The 18,826-nt window shown below is 39.6% G+C and carries 19 protein-coding genes; 14 read left to right on the forward strand and 5 right to left on the reverse strand.

All coding sequences use genetic code 11. From position 1 onward, the window contains the following. Positions 1-123: 123 nt before the first annotated feature. The 5 genes from ACIFOD_RS20625 to ACIFOD_RS20645 all read left to right on the forward strand — a co-directional run bounded on the left by ACIFOD_RS20625 (position 124) and on the right by ACIFOD_RS20645 (position 4,469). Positions 124-777 carry a type 1 glutamine amidotransferase domain-containing protein gene (locus tag ACIFOD_RS20625; protein WP_430316070.1) on the forward strand — a complete coding sequence of 218 codons (654 nt, stop codon included), beginning with the start codon at positions 124-126 and terminating at the stop codon, positions 775-777. A gap of 169 nt (positions 778-946) precedes the next feature. Further along, entirely contained in the window at positions 947-1,327 is a 381-nt protein-coding gene (locus ACIFOD_RS20630; protein WP_397551362.1) for a CidA/LrgA family protein, read from the forward strand. Continuing rightward, positions 1,311-1,997 carry an LrgB family protein gene (locus ACIFOD_RS20635; RefSeq protein ID WP_430316071.1) on the forward strand — a complete coding sequence of 229 codons (687 nt, stop codon included), beginning with the start codon at positions 1,311-1,313 and terminating at the stop codon, positions 1,995-1,997. Before ACIFOD_RS20630 ends, ACIFOD_RS20635 begins: the two co-directional genes overlap by 17 nt. Before the next feature lie 129 nt (positions 1,998-2,126). After that, the gene (gene map / locus ACIFOD_RS20640; RefSeq protein ID WP_430316072.1) at positions 2,127-2,870 is read left to right on the forward strand and encodes a type I methionyl aminopeptidase; all 744 of its coding nucleotides are present in this window, start codon (positions 2,127-2,129) and stop codon (positions 2,868-2,870) included. Positions 2,871-3,182: 312 nt separating this feature from the next. After that, positions 3,183-4,469: a protoglobin domain-containing protein gene (locus ACIFOD_RS20645; RefSeq protein ID WP_397551359.1), complete on the forward strand. Its 1,287-nt coding sequence runs from the start codon at positions 3,183-3,185 to the stop codon at positions 4,467-4,469. A gap of 44 nt (positions 4,470-4,513) precedes the next feature. Here the strand turns inward: ACIFOD_RS20645 and ACIFOD_RS20650 are convergent, their stop codons facing one another. Next, positions 4,514-4,678, reverse strand: a complete 165-nt coding sequence (locus tag ACIFOD_RS20650; protein WP_181778024.1) for a hypothetical protein — start codon at positions 4,676-4,678, stop codon at positions 4,514-4,516. A 416-nt stretch (positions 4,679-5,094) separates the two neighbouring features. Between ACIFOD_RS20650 and ACIFOD_RS20655 the strand changes: the two genes are divergently transcribed. Further along, the gene (locus ACIFOD_RS20655; protein WP_397551357.1) at positions 5,095-5,910 is read left to right on the forward strand and encodes a 3D domain-containing protein; all 816 of its coding nucleotides are present in this window, start codon (positions 5,095-5,097) and stop codon (positions 5,908-5,910) included. 330 nt (positions 5,911-6,240) lie between these two features. Next, positions 6,241-6,810 carry a 3D domain-containing protein gene (locus ACIFOD_RS20660; RefSeq protein ID WP_430316073.1) on the forward strand — a complete coding sequence of 190 codons (570 nt, stop codon included), beginning with the start codon at positions 6,241-6,243 and terminating at the stop codon, positions 6,808-6,810. Between the two features lie 46 nt (positions 6,811-6,856). On the opposite strand, the gene ACIFOD_RS20665 is transcribed toward ACIFOD_RS20660, so the two are convergent. After that, positions 6,857-6,988: a hypothetical protein gene (locus ACIFOD_RS20665; RefSeq protein ID WP_430316074.1), complete on the reverse strand. Its 132-nt coding sequence runs from the start codon at positions 6,986-6,988 to the stop codon at positions 6,857-6,859. A 568-nt stretch (positions 6,989-7,556) separates the two neighbouring features. Between ACIFOD_RS20665 and ACIFOD_RS20670 the strand changes: the two genes are divergently transcribed. The 5 genes from ACIFOD_RS20670 (at position 7,557) to ACIFOD_RS20690 (ending at position 14,151) form a co-directional block, all read left to right on the forward strand. Next, positions 7,557-9,095, forward strand: a complete 1,539-nt coding sequence (locus ACIFOD_RS20670) for a glycine betaine uptake BCCT transporter (RefSeq protein WP_430316075.1) — start codon at positions 7,557-7,559, stop codon at positions 9,093-9,095. A 233-nt stretch (positions 9,096-9,328) separates the two neighbouring features. After that, on the forward strand, positions 9,329-9,445 hold the full coding sequence (locus ACIFOD_RS20675) for a YjcZ family sporulation protein (protein ID WP_220154053.1): 117 nt from the start codon (positions 9,329-9,331) through the stop codon (positions 9,443-9,445). A 179-nt stretch (positions 9,446-9,624) separates the two neighbouring features. Continuing rightward, complete coding sequence (locus ACIFOD_RS20680) at positions 9,625-10,248, forward strand: lytic transglycosylase domain-containing protein (RefSeq protein WP_430316076.1); 624 nt, start codon at positions 9,625-9,627, stop codon at positions 10,246-10,248. A 144-nt stretch (positions 10,249-10,392) separates the two neighbouring features. Further along, complete coding sequence (locus ACIFOD_RS20685) at positions 10,393-11,691, forward strand: protoglobin domain-containing protein (protein WP_430316077.1); 1,299 nt, start codon at positions 10,393-10,395, stop codon at positions 11,689-11,691. 234 nt (positions 11,692-11,925) lie between these two features. Next, positions 11,926-14,151 (forward strand): DEAD/DEAH box helicase, encoded by a 2,226-nt coding sequence (locus ACIFOD_RS20690; RefSeq protein ID WP_430316078.1) that lies wholly within the window; start codon positions 11,926-11,928, stop codon positions 14,149-14,151. Between the two features lie 204 nt (positions 14,152-14,355). Here ACIFOD_RS20690 and ACIFOD_RS20695 read toward each other — a convergent pair whose 3' ends face one another. Next, positions 14,356-14,748, reverse strand: coding sequence for an Hsp20/alpha crystallin family protein (locus ACIFOD_RS20695; protein ID WP_397551351.1), 393 nt, complete (start codon positions 14,746-14,748; stop codon positions 14,356-14,358). 177 nt (positions 14,749-14,925) lie between these two features. Next, the gene (locus tag ACIFOD_RS20700; protein WP_113967854.1) at positions 14,926-15,063 is read right to left on the reverse strand and encodes a small acid-soluble spore protein P; all 138 of its coding nucleotides are present in this window, start codon (positions 15,061-15,063) and stop codon (positions 14,926-14,928) included. A gap of 117 nt (positions 15,064-15,180) precedes the next feature. Between ACIFOD_RS20700 and ACIFOD_RS20705 the strand changes: the two genes are divergently transcribed. Beyond that, the gene (locus ACIFOD_RS20705; RefSeq protein ID WP_113967855.1) at positions 15,181-15,441 is read left to right on the forward strand and encodes a hypothetical protein; all 261 of its coding nucleotides are present in this window, start codon (positions 15,181-15,183) and stop codon (positions 15,439-15,441) included. A 169-nt stretch (positions 15,442-15,610) separates the two neighbouring features. On the opposite strand, the gene sspO is transcribed toward ACIFOD_RS20705, so the two are convergent. Next, a complete protein-coding gene (gene sspO, locus ACIFOD_RS20710) occupies positions 15,611-15,760 on the reverse strand; it encodes a small acid-soluble spore protein O (RefSeq protein ID WP_430316079.1) in 150 nt (49 codons plus the stop codon). A gap of 326 nt (positions 15,761-16,086) precedes the next feature. On the opposite strand from sspO, the gene acnA reads away from it, so the two are divergent. Then, the gene (gene acnA, locus ACIFOD_RS20715; protein ID WP_397551347.1) at positions 16,087-18,798 is read left to right on the forward strand and encodes an aconitate hydratase AcnA; all 2,712 of its coding nucleotides are present in this window, start codon (positions 16,087-16,089) and stop codon (positions 18,796-18,798) included. Positions 18,799-18,826 lie beyond the last annotated feature (28 nt).

Genomic DNA, 18,826 nt, shown 5'->3' on the forward strand with positions numbered 1-18,826 from the left:
GTCGTTTTTTTATACTTACAACCTTGCAAAAGAAAAATAATTGTAATACGGAAGTTTAATTTCAAGATAAGAGGATAAAACAAAAGAGTAGGATAACAGCTATATAAAAATGGAGGGTACACATTGAAAAAGATATTAATGGTTTTAACGAATGAAAGCAAAATTGATGATGAACACGAAACAGGTCTTTGGTTATCTGAGTTCGCTGAACCATATGAAGAATTTAAGAATCAGGGATTCGATGTAGATGTGGCTAGCTTAAAAGGAGGCCGTATTCCTTTAGATCCTAACAGCCTTGATGATGAACAGGTGGAAAAGTGGAAGGGTGTCACCAAAGAATTGGATCAAACGATGGTCCTTTCGCAACTAAACGTTAACGAATACTCAGGGATTTTCTTACCGGGCGGACACGGAACCATGTTTGATCTCCCTGACAGTCCGGAACTTCAACGAGCACTGGCTCACTTTGCTGAAAACAACAAAGCCATTGGATCTGTATGCCACGGTCCTGCTGGATTCGTTGGAACGAAACTGTCAAATGGAAAATGGCTGGTTGAAGGAAAAAGCATGACAGGATTCACTAACGAAGAAGAACAGCAAACGGGCCTCGATTCATTAATGCCTTTCTTATTAGAAACAAAATTAAGAGAGCAAGGAGCTCAATTTGAAAAATCTGAAGCATGGAGTGACCATGTCATCACCGATGGGAAATTCGTGACTGGGCAGAATCCACAATCCAGTCAGTCAACTGCAGAAGCGTTCGTTAAAATAATATAAAATAAATGATTAAATGAAAAGGAGCTCTTTAAGGAGCCAATCCATACTATTCTTTCTAAAAGAGCATGGGGTGAGAACCTCATGCTCTTTTTTTGAGTTCAACACTATTCTCTATTGACCTCCCATTTGTGATAAAATCGTGAGAAGACTATAAAGCGAGGAGAAAATTATGCAGGTTGTTCGGATCATCATTCAAATTGCCATTCTATGCTTATTTTTCGAAATTGGAAAGTGGTGTACAGACTTCTTTCATTTACCCATTCCCGGAAGCATTATCGGGATGCTTTTTTTGTTTCTATTACTATTAACGGGAGTAGTTAAAGAAAGATTATTAATGGACGGCACTGGATTCTTTCTAAGACATTTTTCCTTCTTTTTTCTTCCATTGTCTGTTAGCGCAATGGTTTTGGGGCCATATTTTATAGATTTCGGCTGGAAACTCATTGTCATTCTGGTTATTAGCGGGATAACCGGATTTGTAGCGACCGCCATATCAGCAGAGAGTTTAATAAGATGGAAGGAGAAACGAAACCATGATCCATCTCATTAGTTCACTGGTGGCATTAGCCATTACAGTAATGTATTTTATCTTTGGCGTAAAGATTCACCGACTTTGGCCAAACCCCGTAACCATTCCTATATTTATTAGTACGATAGCTCTCATTGTCACATTATTGATCATCGATATTCCTTATGAACAGTATGCAGACTTCACTTCTTTCATAACGTATTTACTTGGACCTGCTACTGTGGCCCTTGCGTACCCCCTTTATCAGCACCGAAAGTTATTAGTACAGCATGTAGAGCCCATACTTTTCGGTATCCTGTCCGGAAGTGGAATGTCTATGCTTATTTCTTATTTCTTCAGTATGTGGTTGGGGATCCCATCTGAGTGGAGCCGCTCCTTGTTTATTAAAACCATTACAACCCCGGTAGCAGTTGATATAGGGAAGGTGATTGAGGCGAATATAGAAGTCATTCCCACGGTCGTCATTGTGACGGGTATGTTCGGAGCTATGATCATACCATCTATTTTAAAGTGGCTGCATGTAAAGCACCCCATCGCAAAAGGCCTTCCATTTGGAGTGATTTCCCATGGAGTAGGGACGGCACAGGCTATTAAAGAGGGCGAAAGGGAAGGGGCAGTAAGTGGTGCCGCCATGGCATTAACCGCCACGATCATGTCCTTCGTCATCCCCATCCTATTTCTTTTTGTTTGATATAGTAATTGAAGGAAGCGAATCCCATAATAATTAACCACCATACTAAACAACAGCTTTCCCTTTAAAAACAGAGTGTGTTTCGGTATAGTAAGGGAAGGTAAAATTTCAAAAGAGAAGGAAGATAATATGATTGTCAAAACTGATGAAGATTTAAAAGCGTTAAAAGAAATCGGCCGCATTGTGGCAATGATCCGTGATGAATTACGCTCTCTGACAAAGCCTGGTGTAACGACCAAAGAGCTTGATGATATTGCAGGAAGACTGTTTGAAGAAAACGGAGCCATTTCAGGCCCTAAAGGAGAATATGATTTTCCTGGTTTCACATGTATCAGTGTGAATGAAGAAGTGGCTCACGGGATACCCGGTGACCGTGTGATCAAGGAGGGAGACCTTGTCAATATTGACGTATCCGGTTCTAAAGATGGCTACTATGCCGATACTGGAATCTCATTTGTTGTTGGGGAGGGAGACCCGAAGCTTACAGATTTATGCGGGGCGGCATTAAATTCATTCCAAGCAGGACTCCAGAAAGCGAGAGCAGGATCTAAACAAAACGGTATCGGCAAAGCGGTTAATAATGAAGCGCGAAAAAATGGTTATACGGTGATTATGAACTTAACCGGCCACGGTGTAGGACGGTCTCTTCATGAGAAACCTGACCACATCTTAAATTATTTCGATCCATGGGATAATGCACTGTTAAAAGAAGGGATGGTCATCGCATTTGAACCCTTCATCTCAACCAAAGCACAAAACGTAATCGAAAAGGGCGACGGCTGGACCTACATCACACCCGACAACAGCTTCGTTGCCCAAATCGAACACACCATCATCATAACCAAAGACGAACCAATTATTTTAACACAATAAAGCAGTGAGGGACGGACCTTGATTCCTAGGAGTAGCTCCTAGGATCAAAGGTCCGTCCCTCTTTTTGTATATGTTTTGTACAACTAAATTTGACTGCGATACATATGAGGAAAGGGAAGGGGGGAGTGGAAACCTGGACTTTTGGGCATTGTTCGCTTATAGAACCAACAGGGCCATGCTTCATTGAATTATTTAAATTTTACAAACAAAATGATTGTCATAGGAAAAAAGTTGGGGTAAAGTAGATATATTGAAGTTATACAAAAATTATACATATAACACTAAAAATAACATTATTTATCGGAGGGCCCCATGGCTGTTTTGTTTTCAAGAAAACCCAAGACTGAATCTGTAATCGTCCCTACATCTAACGTCATTGTCCTGCAAGACAAGAAACTGAATGAAAGATTGCACTATATGCAATTCCAGGAACACCATTTAATTGAACTTAAAGAAGTTCTCCCCGTCTATGAGCAGTTATCCGATTCCTTGCTTGAAACGGTATTGGATCACCTCTACAAACATCCAAGTTTAGTAGAGATTGCTGTTAATCATTCCAGTCGAGAGCGATTAAAGAAGGTTTTCCATGATTACTTTCGTTCTCTATTCTCTGGTGAATTAAATGAAGAATATTTCTCCATGAGGGAGAGGATGGGGAAGACCCATAACCGGAATGGCGTTACAATTGATTGGTTTATTTCCACATACACAACCATTCAGCATTTATTGATCCCTAAGATTGTAGAACTATATCAAAACGACCCATCTAAACTTGCTTCCGTACTGGTCGCAATTGACCATGGTATTCATTTAGACGCAAGTATTGTATCTGAATACTATATCCAAAGCAGAATGGATGAGCTCGAGAAACTTCATCAGGAAAACCAGGCCCTGCAAGTAGAAATGCTCAACATGAATACAGAACTCGGCTCTTCATTAAGCCAAACAGAAAAAAGTCTAAATGAGACCGCTACGAAAGCGGAACGTATCCGTGCAGAATCTGAAAACACAGAAAAGAGCAGCAAAAATCTCCTTCAGCTTTCCAAAATGAACAAAGATCAAACAGATAATATGATCGACAGCTTTGGCATCATAACTGAGCAAATCAAAACGCTATTAAACGAGATCCAAGGGGTAAAAACAATAGCCGAACAGATTACGCCTCTTTCTAATTCGATTCAGCAAATAGCTGAGCAGACAAATCTTCTTGCACTAAATGCCTCGATTGAAGCAGCTCGGGCCGGTAATGAGGGCAGGGGGTTTGCAGTTGTTGCTTCTGAAGTTCGAAAGCTTGCCGAAGACTCAAAGGAACTGAGCCACTCCATTCATCAGCTCGTGAATGAAAGCAACAAGCAAATCGGAGTTGTTTCAAACCGCGTTCTTAACATGACTGACTTAACGGAGAACTCCCGCAAAGAGATCGGGAATGTACAAAACGGCATTATGACCGTTCAAATGGAAATGGAAAACTATATGGGTATGTTCAAACGAAATCAAACTGAATTAAATCATATTGTGGAAGCCATCAGGCAAATTAATCATACAACTGATGAATTGGTTCAGTTTGCTTCTACGATCATTCATAAAATGAATAAATAGAAATAAGGGAAACCGGCATCAAAATCCGGTTTCCCTTATTTCTATTATACGATTTTCGTTTTACCACACTCTTGACACTTTCGATAAAACTTTCCATCTAATACACGTGATTTAAAAATATTGTTCCCACATTCGCAACGACCACTGTGTTCGTCGGGATCATCTTTATAAAGTACGATATTTTCTTCCTGATTATCCAACCTTGTCATCCTCCAGTTCAACCATTCCTTCTTATAGTATAGTAGGAATCTTCCAGCTTGTTAAGATTAAACTTCCTTCTTTTTTAAGACTAAATCTTGTTTGATTTAAAAATATATAGAGCATTTACTAATTATTCACCTACGAAAAAGACCACTTAATCTCTAAAATCAGAGTCAAAATAGAATAGAACTCTTTAACTATTTTATCCATAAATACCCTTTACACCTATTATTTTCATCTATAATTACCATAGTATTCCTCTACATGATAGTTTATACAGGAAATCGCTTTCTATTACAGTCGTGAAATATTCTTGACGCACGATATTAAAGTTCCTGTTATTGAATTGAGATTTTACTATGTTAGTATTTTCCCTGTTAGCAAAAATAAATAAACCGCTAGCTACATAAGGAGGAATTTTTCTATGAAACTAAAAAAATCGATTATTTCTGTGGCTGCATTTACTACACTTGCAGTGTCTGGTGGAGCTAGCGCTTCAGCACAAGACATCGAAGTTAAAAAAGGTGACACTTTATGGGGAATTGCCCAGGAATACGGTACATCTGTTGATCAACTCATGAAATGGAACAATTTAAATTCACACTTAATCTATCCTGACCAAGAACTCACGGTATCATCCAAAGAGTACTATACAGTTAAAAAAGGTGACACACTCTGGGGAATCTCTTCACAATATGGAGTTTCCGTCGACAGTTTAATAAGCTGGAACGCTCTTGAAAGTGATCTCATTGTCCCTGGACAAGAATTAGTCCTTAATTTAGAAGATAAAAAAGCACCTTCAGCTACTGCAAATACTTCTGAGCAAGCAGCAGCTCCTGCTCAAGAAGAAACAGCAGAAGTAGCTCCAGAAGCTGAAGCGCCTGCAACAGAACCGGCTGAGGCACAGCCTGCAGCAGAAGAACCAGCTGCACAAGAGGAAGCTGTAAAGGAAATCACAGTAGAAGCAACTGCTTACACAGCAAGTTGTGAAGGTTGCTCAGGTACGACAGCCACTGGTGTTAACCTTTTAGAAAATCCAGATGCAAAAGTGATTGCAGTAGACCCGAATGTAATTCCACTGGGATCTAAAGTATATGTTGAAGGATACGGCTATGCAACGGCTGAAGATACAGGTGGGGCGATTAAAGGTAATCGAATCGATGTATTCATCCCATCAAAAGACCAAGCAGTTGATTGGGGCAGAAAATCAGTTAACGTAAAAATTCTTGAAAGTAAATAATAGATTGGAACCACTGGGATGTCATTCTCAGTGGTTTTTTATTCTTCCATACATTTTTAATAGATTAGATACAAATGGAATAATTTTCTTAACAGTCTCTTCATTACCCTTTTATTTTTCATTCAACCAAGCTTTTCCACTAACATTTCCCTCCAAATGAAAGAGTTAGAAACACTTCCAGCAGAATCGACAGAAAACAATAAATATTACACGCTTGTCATCTAATTGTTATCGGTTTATAAACACTTTGTTATGTATCTGAGGTAAGTCTATGTTACTATTTCAACTGTTGGTTTCATAGACCAAACACAAAAGGAGGAATTTCACAAGATGAAAAAAGTATTATTTTCCATTTTTTCCTTCACAGTTTTTCTAACAATCGGACTAACTTCTGCCTCTGCAGAATCAGAAGATACTGCAATGAATGATTATCATAATATAGAACAAGGCGATATTCTTTGGGAGATTGCAAATCGATATCATGTTTCGATAGATGAGGTTGGCACACGCCAACAACTTTTAGAAGAAGGTTATACTGTGAATAACGGACAAGAAGATGAACAAGCTGTTAAATCCGCTGATACGGAAACTTCAGAGGACAACGTTGTGAAAGAGGTTAACGTAACCGCTACTGCGTATACAGCTTATTGTGAGGGCTGTATCGGCATTACAAAGACGGGGGTGGACTTAATCGAGAACCCTGATGCCAGAGTCATTGCCGTCGATCCAAGTGTCATTCCACTGGGATCTAAGGTGTATGTTGAAGGATACGGTTATGCTCGTGCGGAAGATACAGGTGGGGCCATTAAAGGAAAACGCATCGACATTTATATGGAAAAAGAAAAAGATGCCCTTAAATATGGTGTACAAGATGTCAAAGTGAAAATTATTGAAGAGTAACGAATAGTGAGGACGCCAATTTAGGCGTCCTTTTTGTATCAAAAAACTATTTCCCCTGAACTTTTGAACCTTCTCTAGTAGAAGGAGCTACGGATTTTATCTCAATTTCCTCACCCATTTGTTGTTGAGCTAATTTTTCAGCTGTTTCATGTTGCGAATTGTTTTGTTTATTTTTCATGACTCGACCTCCTCCCATACATTCTTTTCTTAACATTCACCAATACATGAAAATTACTACAAGAACTTCACCCAGTATTCCCAGTTAAAGCTTCAAGTAAATTTAGAAGACACCTTTAATTCTATCATCAAAATCCCTGTTCTAAGTCTAATCATGACTGTCAATTTTATTTAACTTATCGGGGTTATAGTGCGTATTCATTTCCAGTTTCTCATGCTGGAAAATCCCTAAATGGACTTTCAGGTCAAAAAAAAGAATAGGAATGAAAACGGTTAAATGACAAACACTATAAAAAAATATAATGGTTATCACTTGCAAAGTTAAACTTTTTTCTGATAGGGTAACAAATGTTGGTTTTATGAGAGTGTGGTGAGGGAATAGGTAATAAGTAATTATTCCTCCACAATCCTCAGAATGCACATATTCCCATCTGCATTAACTGAGACTCTTTCAAGTTGAAGATGATTGCCGCTGGTGTACATACTAAGATAAACACCCTCAATCCGGCTGTCGTTACCTTCATACAGAAAAGAGCAAAAAATACATTGAATTTGGAAAGGAGAATTTTATGAAGAGGATATCAAATGTTTTCTGGATTACCATTGCATTAGTTGCAGCTTGTGTTGCCTACGGTGTCATCGCGCCAAAGTCATTCGAAAGTGTAACAGCTGATATGCAAAGCTTTATTACCTCAACATTCGGTTGGTATTATCTTATTTTAGTCACAGTGATTGTTATTTTCTGCGTATTCTTGATCTTTAGTCCAATCGGAACGATAAGATTAGGAAAGCCAGACGAGAAACCTGAGTACACGAAAGGAACATGGTTCGCCATGTTGTTTAGTGCAGGGATGGGAATCGGTTTAGTATTCTGGGGGGCAGCCGAGCCGCTGTCACACTATTTGACGCCTCCACTTGCTGAAGGTGGAACAAATCAGGCGATTAAAGAATCAATGCGCTATACGTTCTTCCACTGGGGAATACATGCGTGGGCAATCTATGCGATTGTCGCTTTAGCACTTGCTTATTATAAGTTCCGTAAAGATGAGCCCGGCTTAATCTCAGCTACATTGAAACCGATTTTTGGAGATAAAGTGAACGGTCCACTGGGAACGATCATTGATGTACTTGCTGTATTCGCCACTGTTGTCGGTGTTGCCACAACGCTTGGTTTCGGTGCAGCGCAAATTAACGGAGGACTTTCATATCTACTGGGAGTTCCAAATAATTTCACCGTTCAGTTCATTATCATAGCGGTTGTAACCGTCTTATTTATGATATCTGCATGGTCTGGATTAAGTAAGGGAATTAAATATTTATCTAATACGAATATGGTACTGGCAATTGGACTGTTCGTGTTAATGTTCTTTATCGGCCCTACATTGCTCATCCTGAATATGTTCACTGATACAATCGGTGCTTATATTCAAAATATCGCTGCCATGAGTTTCCGGATTGCCCCATTAAATGAAGAGCATCGCGGGTGGATCAATGGCTGGACGATTTTCTATTGGGCATGGTGGATTTCCTGGTCTCCATTCGTCGGAATCTTCATCGCACGTGTATCACGAGGCAGAACCATTCGTGAATTCTTAATCGGTGTACTCCTGCTGCCTGCTTTAGTCAGTTTCATTTGGTTCGCTACTTTTGGTACATCTGCCATTGAAATTCAACAAGCAGGAACAGATTTATCAAGTCTGAATACAGAAGAGGTATTATTTGCTGTATTTAGCGGTTTTGAATGGTCAACGATCCTTTCAGTCATTGCCATCACGTTAATCGGAACCTTCTTTATAACGTCTGCTGACTCCGCTACATTCGTTCTGGGAATGCAAACAACCTATGGATCATTAACTCCACCTAACTATGTGAAGTTAACTTGGGGGCTTGCTCAGTCTACTGTTGCATTAATCCTGCTCTATAGTGGAGGATTACAGGCCTTACAGAATGCATTGATTGTCGCGGCGTTGCCATTCTCGGTCATTATGGCCCTGATGATGGTGTCTCTGTATAAATCACTGAATCAAGAGAAAAAAGAGCTTGGATTATACATCAAACCTAAGCCAAGAAAACCGAAAGAACCTAAAGAACCGAAAGAGCATATGTAAGAATTCGTTTTAGCGCCTGGAATTTTTCCAGGCGTTTTTTTGCATATCGAGCACTTCCTATCTAGACATTTTACTCATTTTTCGCTCATCCATGATATGCAAAACCCACTGTTCATAGGTAATCTGCTCCAGATGTATTTCATAGTCAAAAAGTGAATGCTGATTTTAATTAACCTACAATTTGTCCACTACATACATTAATATCGTAGTAAGATAACTGGAGGTGACTGATGATGTATGGATACCCTGGATATGGATATGGCTGCGGTGGTGGTTACGCTGGTGGCTTTGCGTTAATCGTAGTTTTATTCATCCTATTAATTATCGTTGGAGCAGCGTTTGTTTGTTAAAAATAAATAAATAATGGTTAGATGACCTCAAACCAAAGTCAATGATTTCTCTACCAACATCCGGTGAAGGAAGAACCGACTACAGGGGTCATCTTTTTTTATACATAATGATTGTCACAGAGTGGTTCTCGTATTAGAATACAAGAGGAATCAATATTCTTGTAAAGGATCGAGCCTCGATGACTAAAAAAACCGCAACAAAAAAGCGTCCCAGTAAGAAAAAACGGTCATCACCATTTACGATCGTCCTTATACCCATCATCGTCTTAGCTATTTATTATGCCGTAAATAATGGAGATGCCACTTATAACCTGTCCTCATTCGGTAAAGAAGAGGTACCTCCCGAATATATTCCCATTTATAAAGCAGCTGAAGAGGAATACGGGGTACCATGGTATTTACTGGCTGCCCATCACCGGGTCGAAACGAAGTTCTCCACCATGAAGACTCTTGTGTCTCCTGTGGGAGCTGAGGGACACATGCAATTCATGCCATGTACATTTGTCGGCTGGTCACACCCCAGTTGCTCAGGCTTAGGGAAGGGGAATATCCCACAAAACCAAAAAACAGACCCTGACGTCATTGAAAAGTATGGTGGATATGGTGTCGATGCAAACGGAGATGGAATAGCCGATCCATTTCAAATTGAGGATGCCGTGTATAGTGCTGCAAACTATTTGGAACGAAATGGAGCAGCAGATGGAAAAATCGAACAAGCCGTATTTGCCTACAATCATAGCGACAAATATGTAGAAGATGTTTTGTACTATGCAGAGCGATTTGTAGAAGATGAAGAAGAGTAGTCAAGCAGGGCTATGTGAATTCTTAATATTGTCACTAAATCTCTAAAACACCCATACTCACCAGGGTGTTTTTTTGTTATGGTAGTAAAGTCTTATTACCAAAAAAGGAATTTTTTTCTTAGAAAATAACAAAGAGGGGTAACCATGCTGCTATTAAAGAGGAAATCAAAACAAGAGAACGTTAACAGATTAAACGAAGAATCGAGATTGCCTGAAGTAAGCATAACAGTTTCACCGGGTGTAAAAAAACAACTAGAAATGATCCAATTGTCAGAAGCAGATTTAGCTGTGTTACGTTCAACGAAACGGTATGTAGAGGAGAATATACAAGAAATTATCGATGGTTTCTACCATCCAATCGAAAATAATCCAGTCCTACTAGCGATTATCGAAAGATACAGCTCCATCGACAGATTAAAACAAACACTTGCCGTCCATATTGCTGAAATGACGGACGGAATCATTGATACGCCGTTTATAGAAAAACGAAGAAAAATTGCAAAGATGCATATCCATATAGGCTTACCTACAAAATGGTATATTGCTTCATTCCAAAATCTTCAAACCACCCTTTTTAAAGTAATGTACCGACACGTTACCCATATGGAAGATTATAACAACGTCATCAACGCATTCACTAAGATTCTAAATCTTGAACAGCAATTAGTTTTAGAGGCATATGAAGAAGAAATAGAAGAAATCAGAGCCACCTCACTGCGTTTAAAAGAAAAGATGACGGAAAGGGTTCATGAAGCATCGACAGGTTTATCTGCTATTTCAGAAGAGTCGATGGCTTCTTTAGATTCAATTAATGATCGAATGAGCGAAGTTAGTATTTTAACTACAAAAGGAACTCAATCTATCGAAAAAATCAGTCATTTCTCTACCGAAGGAAAAGATAAGATGAGTGTTCAAAAAGAACATATGAGTAAAATTCTTTCAGATATGAGAGAAATGCTGAAGGAAATCTATCAATTACAACAAATTTCGAATCAGATATTTGATATCGTTGCCATCGTTCAAACCATTGCAGAGCAAACAAATTTACTATCTCTTAACGCAAGTATAGAGGCAGCACGCGCCGGAGAACATGGAAAGGGATTTGCTGTAGTGGCAGAAGAGGTTCGGAAGCTTTCAGATCAAACGAAAAGTTCGGTCACCAATGTATCAAGTCTTATTTCAGGCACGAAACAGCAAGTTGATAAAATTTCCGCTTATATCATTTCAGTTGAAGAACTTGCTAAAAATGGTATGGGCTCAACAAATAAAGCACATATCTTCTTTGAGGAAATAGTAGAATCCATTGGCTCGTCTAAAAGCCAAAGTGAACAAGTTGAAGTAGAAATGAAAGAAATTTCCTTAGCTGTGGATGAGATATCAAACGCCATTTCTCACTTAACGATATCTGCAGAGCAATTAAATCGTTTAACATCTGAACTATAATGCGCTGAAGAACCGATTGCATAGATCGGTTCTTTTTTTCATTTAGTGTGGTTTAATACGTTTTATTGCTTGCTATTCCTTTATTCTAAGATTTTGCCAAACTGGGAACAACATCACCTGATCTCTAACTATCCCCAATAAGTATTTCCCGAAAATCCAATTACCATATACACTCACATAATAAATTGTTATGATAAGGTTCGTGATTTTTTAAGTATGGCAAAGGTGATTCAGATGAAAACGACAGAAATGATAGAAGAGTGGCAAACCGCTCTGGATATGGAAATTCTCCAACTAAAAAAACGGGAAACATCTGGAGTTTTGATAGAAGAAGGCAGATGTATCCGAAAAGAAGAAAATGCCTATATTTATTGGTTCACCCTTAGTTATCCTGCGTCTTTACCAGAAGGAGGAGGCGTAATTTATAAGAGAAAGCAAACAAGGATCACAGGGGTGGTGATCAGTTCAGAGGACCGGGAGTGCATGATTGAGCTCGATCAGTTCATAGGAGATACCATTTCTTATGGTCAAATATTGCATGAACCATGGGAAACATTAGAGAAGTTAATAGAAAGATTAGAGGAAGCAAAAGAGCGCCACGGAAAAACACAGCGTATTCAGCATATGATGAATCCAATGAAAGAAACAAGGCATCCTAAGGCTGCGTTTAAAAACCCTTTACACGAAGCATATGTGCGCAGTAAGTATAATCCTGTTACGTACCTATGGGGACCACCTGGAACAGGAAAAACCTATACGCTTGCCAGAGTTGCCGCTTATCATTATTCAGAAGGAAAAAAAGTGCTGCTTCTTTCCCACAGTAATGCTGCAGTCGATGTCTTAATAGAAGAAATGCATCACTTTCTCAGCAGCCACAATCGGTGGAAGAGAGGGGAAGTCATCCGCTATGGTACCAGCCGGAAAGCGTATAGTGAAGGTGTCACAGATTTAAGCGTGCTTCAATTATTAGAACAACTTGATCCCAGCCTTGCAGAGGAAAAAGGAAAGGTCGAAACCTACCGGAGAAGGTTAAAAAATAAACTGACTAAAACGTATTCAAGTTACGATTCAGATCGGTTGTCTCAACTGGAGGTTCATTATCAAAAAATCAAAGAAAAGTTTAAACGAAGAGAAGGTGAACTTGTCACAGACGCAAGGGTCATCGGTACGACTCTCTCTAAAGCTGCCATTGACGGTATTCTTTATGAAGAAGAGTTTGACCTTGTTATCGTGGATGAGGCAAGTATGGCGTATATACCTCAGGTAGCATTTGCTGCATCTCTTGGAAAAAAGATCATTATTTGTGGTGATTTCAAACAGCTCCCGCCTATTTCTACGTCCTTTCATCCAATGGTAACCAAGTGGCTGAAGGAAGACATCTTTCATTCGGCTCAGGTATCAAACGCCGTAGATAAAGGCAAGGACCACCCTCAATTATTATTACTTCCAGAACAGCGGCGAATGCATCCAAGTATTTCGGCATTTACCAATCACTATATTTACCATTCGAAGGTGGGCGATCACCATTCGGTACGACAGATGAGAGCGGATATTACGAATAAAATGCCTTTCCCTTCTCATGGAGCGGTATTATTTTCACTCAAAGAAGGTACGGAATGGGCAGAGACGCAAAAAGGCTCCCGTTGGAATGTCCTATCCAGCTTAGTGACGATCAACCTTATTTCCGAAGCAATCGAGGATGGTATTCAATCTATTGGGATCGTGACCCCCTACCGTGTGCAAGCGAAATGGTATAACCTTTTACTGGACGAATTGGTAAAGACCACACATCCTCAAAAGAATTTATATGCAGCTACGGTTCATGGCTTTCAAGGCTCGGAAAATGACATGATCCTATTTGATCTTGTTGATGGAGCTTCCCATGGGAAACCGGGGGCACTACTTACTCGGAAAGGAAGCGACAGGCTACTGAATGTAGCGATTACGCGAGCGAGGGGCAAGTTCGTTCTTATTGCAAACGATCAATTTATTCAGGAGAAGACCCATTCCTCCCAACCCATTCATCAATTCATACGTCATCTTCAACAGGAAGGGCATAAGGAAGCAAGTTCATCACTCACCCCTTCCTCGACCAAGAAAATGAAGTGGATGGATGTGAGTGAACTAAACAGATTGGTGAAAGATTTTAAGGCAGCTAAACAAAAAATCATAGTGAACGTGGGACTTGTGACAGATATCCCTGAAGAGATATTGAGCATATTACACACAGTATCCAGTGAGAAAAACGTCATAATCCAATGTAAAAACAGCAGCGCTTCGCAACCGGGAAACAGCATCAAAATAAAAAAAGCAACAACGGGTATTCCATTCATCGCGTTAGATGAAAAAGTCATCTGGTTCAATTCTTTTGCCAAAGAAAGAAACCGATTCCCTTATCATGTGAGGATTTTATCAAAGAGGATCACTGGCCAATTCCTCAAAATGATCGAAGAAAAATAAGAGGGGGTCCTTCTGAAAGTTAGTAGCTTTCTTAAATAGGATAGGCTTAATAACATGAGAAAAAAGAGACTCGATTTATTTTGCATGATGTGAAACGATACACCTTAAGTCGTGAGTTTCTTGTAACATCGATTGACCCCCTCTAAACATGTTTAAAGGTCTGAGTTTTCACTTCAGACCTTTTCATCTATTTAGAGAGGATGATTACTCATTAGATAACCCCTGGACCCGGATGACGAAGGAAGTGGGGGAGGGACATTCCTTTTTAGGGACATTGATTTCGATGGTATGATGCTCGATTGAATAGGTGATTGCCCGTTGCTTTAAACAAAAGGGAAAACGAATGGTCCGGTTTCTCACCTTGATTTCGTCCTTCATCAGTATCGATACTACCAATTGTGTGTCATTTTTCTTAATGATTAATTCCTCTGGATGAATATTTTCTGTTTCAATTTCTACGATGAACGCTTCCGTTGTATCGAGGAAGTCGACTCTAAATTCTTGTTCATCCAATTGAACCGTAGCAGGATCCAATAGCCAATCCTTCATATTCTCCTCCCAGTTCTCTAAATAGAAATCCTCCCTTTCCTTGCTCATTTACACCTGACCCCCAACTTATTCTTTTACACATTGTATTCTTTCTAATTTAATTGGTGAGGGTGTTATAATCAGCATAAAGAATAAATGGGTTTCATTCTGAAAAAACTTGTCAGACAAATAAGAGGGAGTGGGGGAATTGTGTTAACACAATTCCCCCACTCCCATATTGTTTGCTTACATATCGTGATGGCTATGTTGTTTTTGTCGGGTGTGATTGCGATTCTTCACTTTATGTGATCCACTTAAAGGCTCCGGCTGCCCAGACTGCTTCGGAGCATTTTTACGCATATCTTTGCTATCATTTTTGTTCATATGGCATCCCTCCTGTTCTTAGAATGCTTTGCTCTGAAACAGTTTATTCATGGGTATAATTTTCAGCCGATCTGACCATACTAAAAAAGCGAATTTCAGAATAAGGAGAGATCATCCATGCCTTACCATAAGAACAAACAACAAGCGTACCAAGCTGCTGAGCAAAGTGTTACTGAAATACAGAATACAATCAATGAACTTGTTTTAGATGGAGCGAGTTACGGTTCACAACTGGCTCACTTGAAGAATGAAGTGAACGAAGCGTATCAACAAATTGAAAATGCACTTGAAGTGGCATCTGAGACACAAAGGGCGCAGCTCCAACAATTCAAGTCAGACCTTTCTTCGATCGTCAGTGAAGTAAATGGGCAATCGTAAGAAATAAGAAGAAATAAAACCCGTTCTGCTAAACATTCGCAGAGCGGGTTTTATTTTTGATCAAACAGGGTAGGGGAAAAGAGATGAAGATATTTTACATAAATGAAGGTGACTAAACCAAACTGAGAATGTTCATAAGCCTCGATTGGTCAATCACCGATCATTTGAATTACTGATTGGTTTTGCGTTTTTTATTATACTGACGTTGAGCTTCAGTTAACGGTTCATTTGAATACTCTTCATTGTAACCGGCACCTTTTCCTTGTGCCTTCGCTGCATTCATCCCGTTAATTACATGGTTTGCTTTACGTTTAGCCATTGTAGAACACCTCCATATGGATAGAATGCCACCATCATCAATCCTTTATAAGAGGGAAAGGCTAGCAGATTTGTTTTCTCACTATAATAATTTCATGCAACTGACACGTTTTGACATGGGGGAAAATGTTGTTATACCAATATTTTTCTAGAAACCTAAAGGAGTTTATTATTTTAGATAAGAAAAACTTATCAAAAACAATAACTTTATTGTTATTTACTTATGTAATCGCTTGTATTAAGATGTAAATGTGAGAAAAGTTCGTTAGTTTTTAGAACGAAAACTTTTCGACTTATTGTGTGATGTAGTTTAGAGGGGGAATCGAAATGGCAAAGAACGATGTATTTAATGCACGATCTTCTTTCGAACTAGAAGGAAAACGTTATCATTACTATCGTTTAAAAGCGCTTGAAGAAGCAGGAGTAACAAAAATTAATCGCTTACCTTACAGTGTAAAGGTATTGCTGGAGTCTGTACTTCGTCAGTTTGACGGACGCGTGATCAACAAAGACCACGTTGAAAATTTAGCAAACTGGGGCTCAACTGAAGTGAAAGATGCGGAAGTTCCATTCAAACCTTCCCGTGTCATCCTTCAAGATTTTACTGGAGTACCAGCAGTAGTTGACTTAGCGTCTTTACGTAAAGCAATGGCTGATATTGGTGGAGATCCACAAAAGATCAATCCTGAAATTCCAGTTGATCTTGTTATTGACCACTCCGTACAAGTAGATAAATATGGTACAGTTGGGGCTTTACAAGCAAACATGGATCTTGAATTCGAACGAAACGCTGAGCGTTATCAGTTCCTTAGCTGGGCTCAAAAAGCATTTGAAAACTATCGTGCTGTACCACCAGCAACGGGTATCGTACACCAAGTTAACTTAGAGTATTTAGCGAATGTCGTTCACGCTGTTGAAACAACAGATGGCGATTTTGAAACATATCCAGATACACTGGTCGGAACTGACTCTCATACTACTATGATCAACGGTATCGGCGTGTTAGGTTGGGGCGTAGGTGGAATCGAAGCAGAAGCAGGAATGCTTGGTCAACCTTCATACTTCCCAATTCCTGAAGTTATCGGGGTAAAAATGACAGGTGAACTTCCTAATGGAGCAACAGCTACTGACTTAGCTCTTAAAGTTACACAAGTATTGCGTCAAAAAGGTGTAGTTGGGAAATTTGTTGAGTACTTCGGAACAGGAGTAGCAACATTACCACTTGCCGACCGTGCAACAATTGCCAATATGGCTCCTGAATACGGCGCTACTTGTGGTTTCTTCCCGGTTGATTCAGAGTCTTTAGACTACCTTCGTTTAACTGGTCGTGACGAAGACCATATCAAAATGGTTGAGGAATATTTAAAGAAAAATGATATGTTCTTCACACCTGAAAAGGAAGAACCAACGTATACAGATGTAGTAGAAATTGACCTTTCTGTAGTGGAACCTAACCTTTCTGGACCTAAACGTCCACAGGATTTAATTCCGCTTTCTGATATGAAAGAATCTTTCAATAAGTCAATTACAGCTAAAGAAGGCGTTCAAGGCTTCGGTTTAGATGCGTCTGAAATTAATAAAACGGCAAAGTATTCAACGGAAGATGGTAAAGATGTGGTTATGCCTACTGGAGCGATTGGTATCGCTGCCATTACATCTTGTACAAATACATCTAACCCATATGTTATGTTAGGTGCTGGTTTAGTAGCGAAAAAAGCAGTGGAGCTCGGAATGAACGTTCCTGATTACGTCAAAACTTCCCTGGCTCCAGGATCAAAAGTTGTAACTGGTTACCTTAGAGATTCAGGCTTACTATCTTACCTTGAAGATATCGGCTTTAACCTTGTAGGGTATGGTTGTACGACTTGTATCGGTAACTCTGGTCCACTACGTCCGGAGATTGAGAAGGCTGTATCAGATGCTGACTTACTCTTAACATCTGTGCTTTCAGGAAATCGTAATTTCGAAGGTCGTATTCATCCATTAGTGAAAGCAAACTATCTTGCTTCACCACCACTAGTTGTTGCATATGCATTAGCTGGTACAGTAGACATTGATCTTCAAAAAGATTCTCTAGGAAAAGATAAAGATGGAAATGATGTATTCTTCAGAGACATCTGGCCTTCTCAAGATGAAGTCAAAGATGCTGTGAAATCTACTGTTACTCCAGAGTTATTCCGTAGAGAATACGAGCATGTTTTCTCTGAAAACGAGCGTTGGAACCAAATCAAAACAAGTAATGAGCCACTTTATAGCTTTGATGATCAATCAACATATATCCAAAATCCATCTTTCTTCACTGGATTAGCAACTACTCCAGAAGATATCCAAGGATTAAATGGACTGCGTGTTGTAGGTAAATTTGGTGACTCAGTTACAACTGACCATATTTCTCCTGCAGGTGCTATCGGTAAGGATACGCCAGCTGGTAAATACCTGCGTGCTAACAATGTTGAGCCACGTGATTTCAATTCATACGGTTCTCGTCGTGGTAACCATGAAGTGATGATGCGCGGTACGTTTGCAAACATTCGTATTCGTAACCAAATTGCTCCAGGCACAGAAGGTGGTTTCACCACGTACTGGCCTGACAATGAAGTTATGCCTATGTATGATGCGTGTATGAAATATCAACAAGATGGTACCGGATTAGTTGTTCTGGCAGGAAAAGATTACGGTATGGGATCTTCACGTGACTGGGCAGCAAAAGGTACAAACCTTCTTGGTATCAAAACGGTCATCGCAGAAAGCTATGAGCGTATTCACCGTTCGAACCTTGTAATGATGGGAGTACTTCCACTTCAATTCAAAAAGGGTGACAGCGCTGAATCTTTAGGTTTAACAGGTAGAGAATCGATTTCTGTCAATGTGACAAACGATGTTAAACCTCGTGATATCTTAACGGTTACAGCTGTAGCTGAAGATGGAACCAAAACAGAGTTCGAAGTACTGGCTCGATTTGATTCAGATGTAGAAGTAGACTACTACCGTCATGGTGGAATTCTACAAATGGTTCTACGTAATAAATTAAAGGCATAATGCATGCTGCTAGCCTCGGGTCCTCCCG

It is taken from the genome of Rossellomorea sp. NRS-1567 (assembly GCF_050467885.1).
In the GTDB taxonomy this organism is placed as follows: Bacteria; Bacillota; Bacilli; order Bacillales; family Bacillaceae_B; genus Rossellomorea; species Rossellomorea aquimaris_C.

Coding starts and splice junctions, on each gene's coding strand:
- ACIFOD_RS20630 (WP_397551362.1), top strand. CDS start 947: ATGCAGGTTGTTCGGATCATCATTCAAATTGCCATTCTATGCTTATTT.
- ACIFOD_RS20635 (WP_430316071.1), top strand. CDS start 1,311: ATGATCCATCTCATTAGTTCACTGGTGGCATTAGCCATTACAGTAATG.
- map (WP_430316072.1), top strand. CDS start 2,127: ATGATTGTCAAAACTGATGAAGATTTAAAAGCGTTAAAAGAAATCGGC.
- ACIFOD_RS20645 (WP_397551359.1), top strand. CDS start 3,183: ATGGCTGTTTTGTTTTCAAGAAAACCCAAGACTGAATCTGTAATCGTC.
- ACIFOD_RS20650 (WP_181778024.1), bottom strand. CDS start 4,678: ATGACAAGGTTGGATAATCAGGAAGAAAATATCGTACTTTATAAAGAT.
- ACIFOD_RS20655 (WP_397551357.1), top strand. CDS start 5,095: ATGAAACTAAAAAAATCGATTATTTCTGTGGCTGCATTTACTACACTT.
- ACIFOD_RS20660 (WP_430316073.1), top strand. CDS start 6,241: ATGAAAAAAGTATTATTTTCCATTTTTTCCTTCACAGTTTTTCTAACA.
- ACIFOD_RS20665 (WP_430316074.1), bottom strand. CDS start 6,988: ATGAAAAATAAACAAAACAATTCGCAACATGAAACAGCTGAAAAATTA.
- ACIFOD_RS20670 (WP_430316075.1), top strand. CDS start 7,557: ATGAAGAGGATATCAAATGTTTTCTGGATTACCATTGCATTAGTTGCA.
- ACIFOD_RS20675 (WP_220154053.1), top strand. CDS start 9,329: ATGTATGGATACCCTGGATATGGATATGGCTGCGGTGGTGGTTACGCT.
- ACIFOD_RS20680 (WP_430316076.1), top strand. CDS start 9,625: ATGACTAAAAAAACCGCAACAAAAAAGCGTCCCAGTAAGAAAAAACGG.
- ACIFOD_RS20685 (WP_430316077.1), top strand. CDS start 10,393: ATGCTGCTATTAAAGAGGAAATCAAAACAAGAGAACGTTAACAGATTA.
- ACIFOD_RS20690 (WP_430316078.1), top strand. CDS start 11,926: ATGAAAACGACAGAAATGATAGAAGAGTGGCAAACCGCTCTGGATATG.
- ACIFOD_RS20695 (WP_397551351.1), bottom strand. CDS start 14,748: ATGAGCAAGGAAAGGGAGGATTTCTATTTAGAGAACTGGGAGGAGAAT.
- ACIFOD_RS20700 (WP_113967854.1), bottom strand. CDS start 15,063: ATGAACAAAAATGATAGCAAAGATATGCGTAAAAATGCTCCGAAGCAG.
- ACIFOD_RS20705 (WP_113967855.1), top strand. CDS start 15,181: ATGCCTTACCATAAGAACAAACAACAAGCGTACCAAGCTGCTGAGCAA.
- sspO (WP_430316079.1), bottom strand. CDS start 15,760: ATGGCTAAACGTAAAGCAAACCATGTAATTAACGGGATGAATGCAGCG.
- acnA (WP_397551347.1), top strand. CDS start 16,087: ATGGCAAAGAACGATGTATTTAATGCACGATCTTCTTTCGAACTAGAA.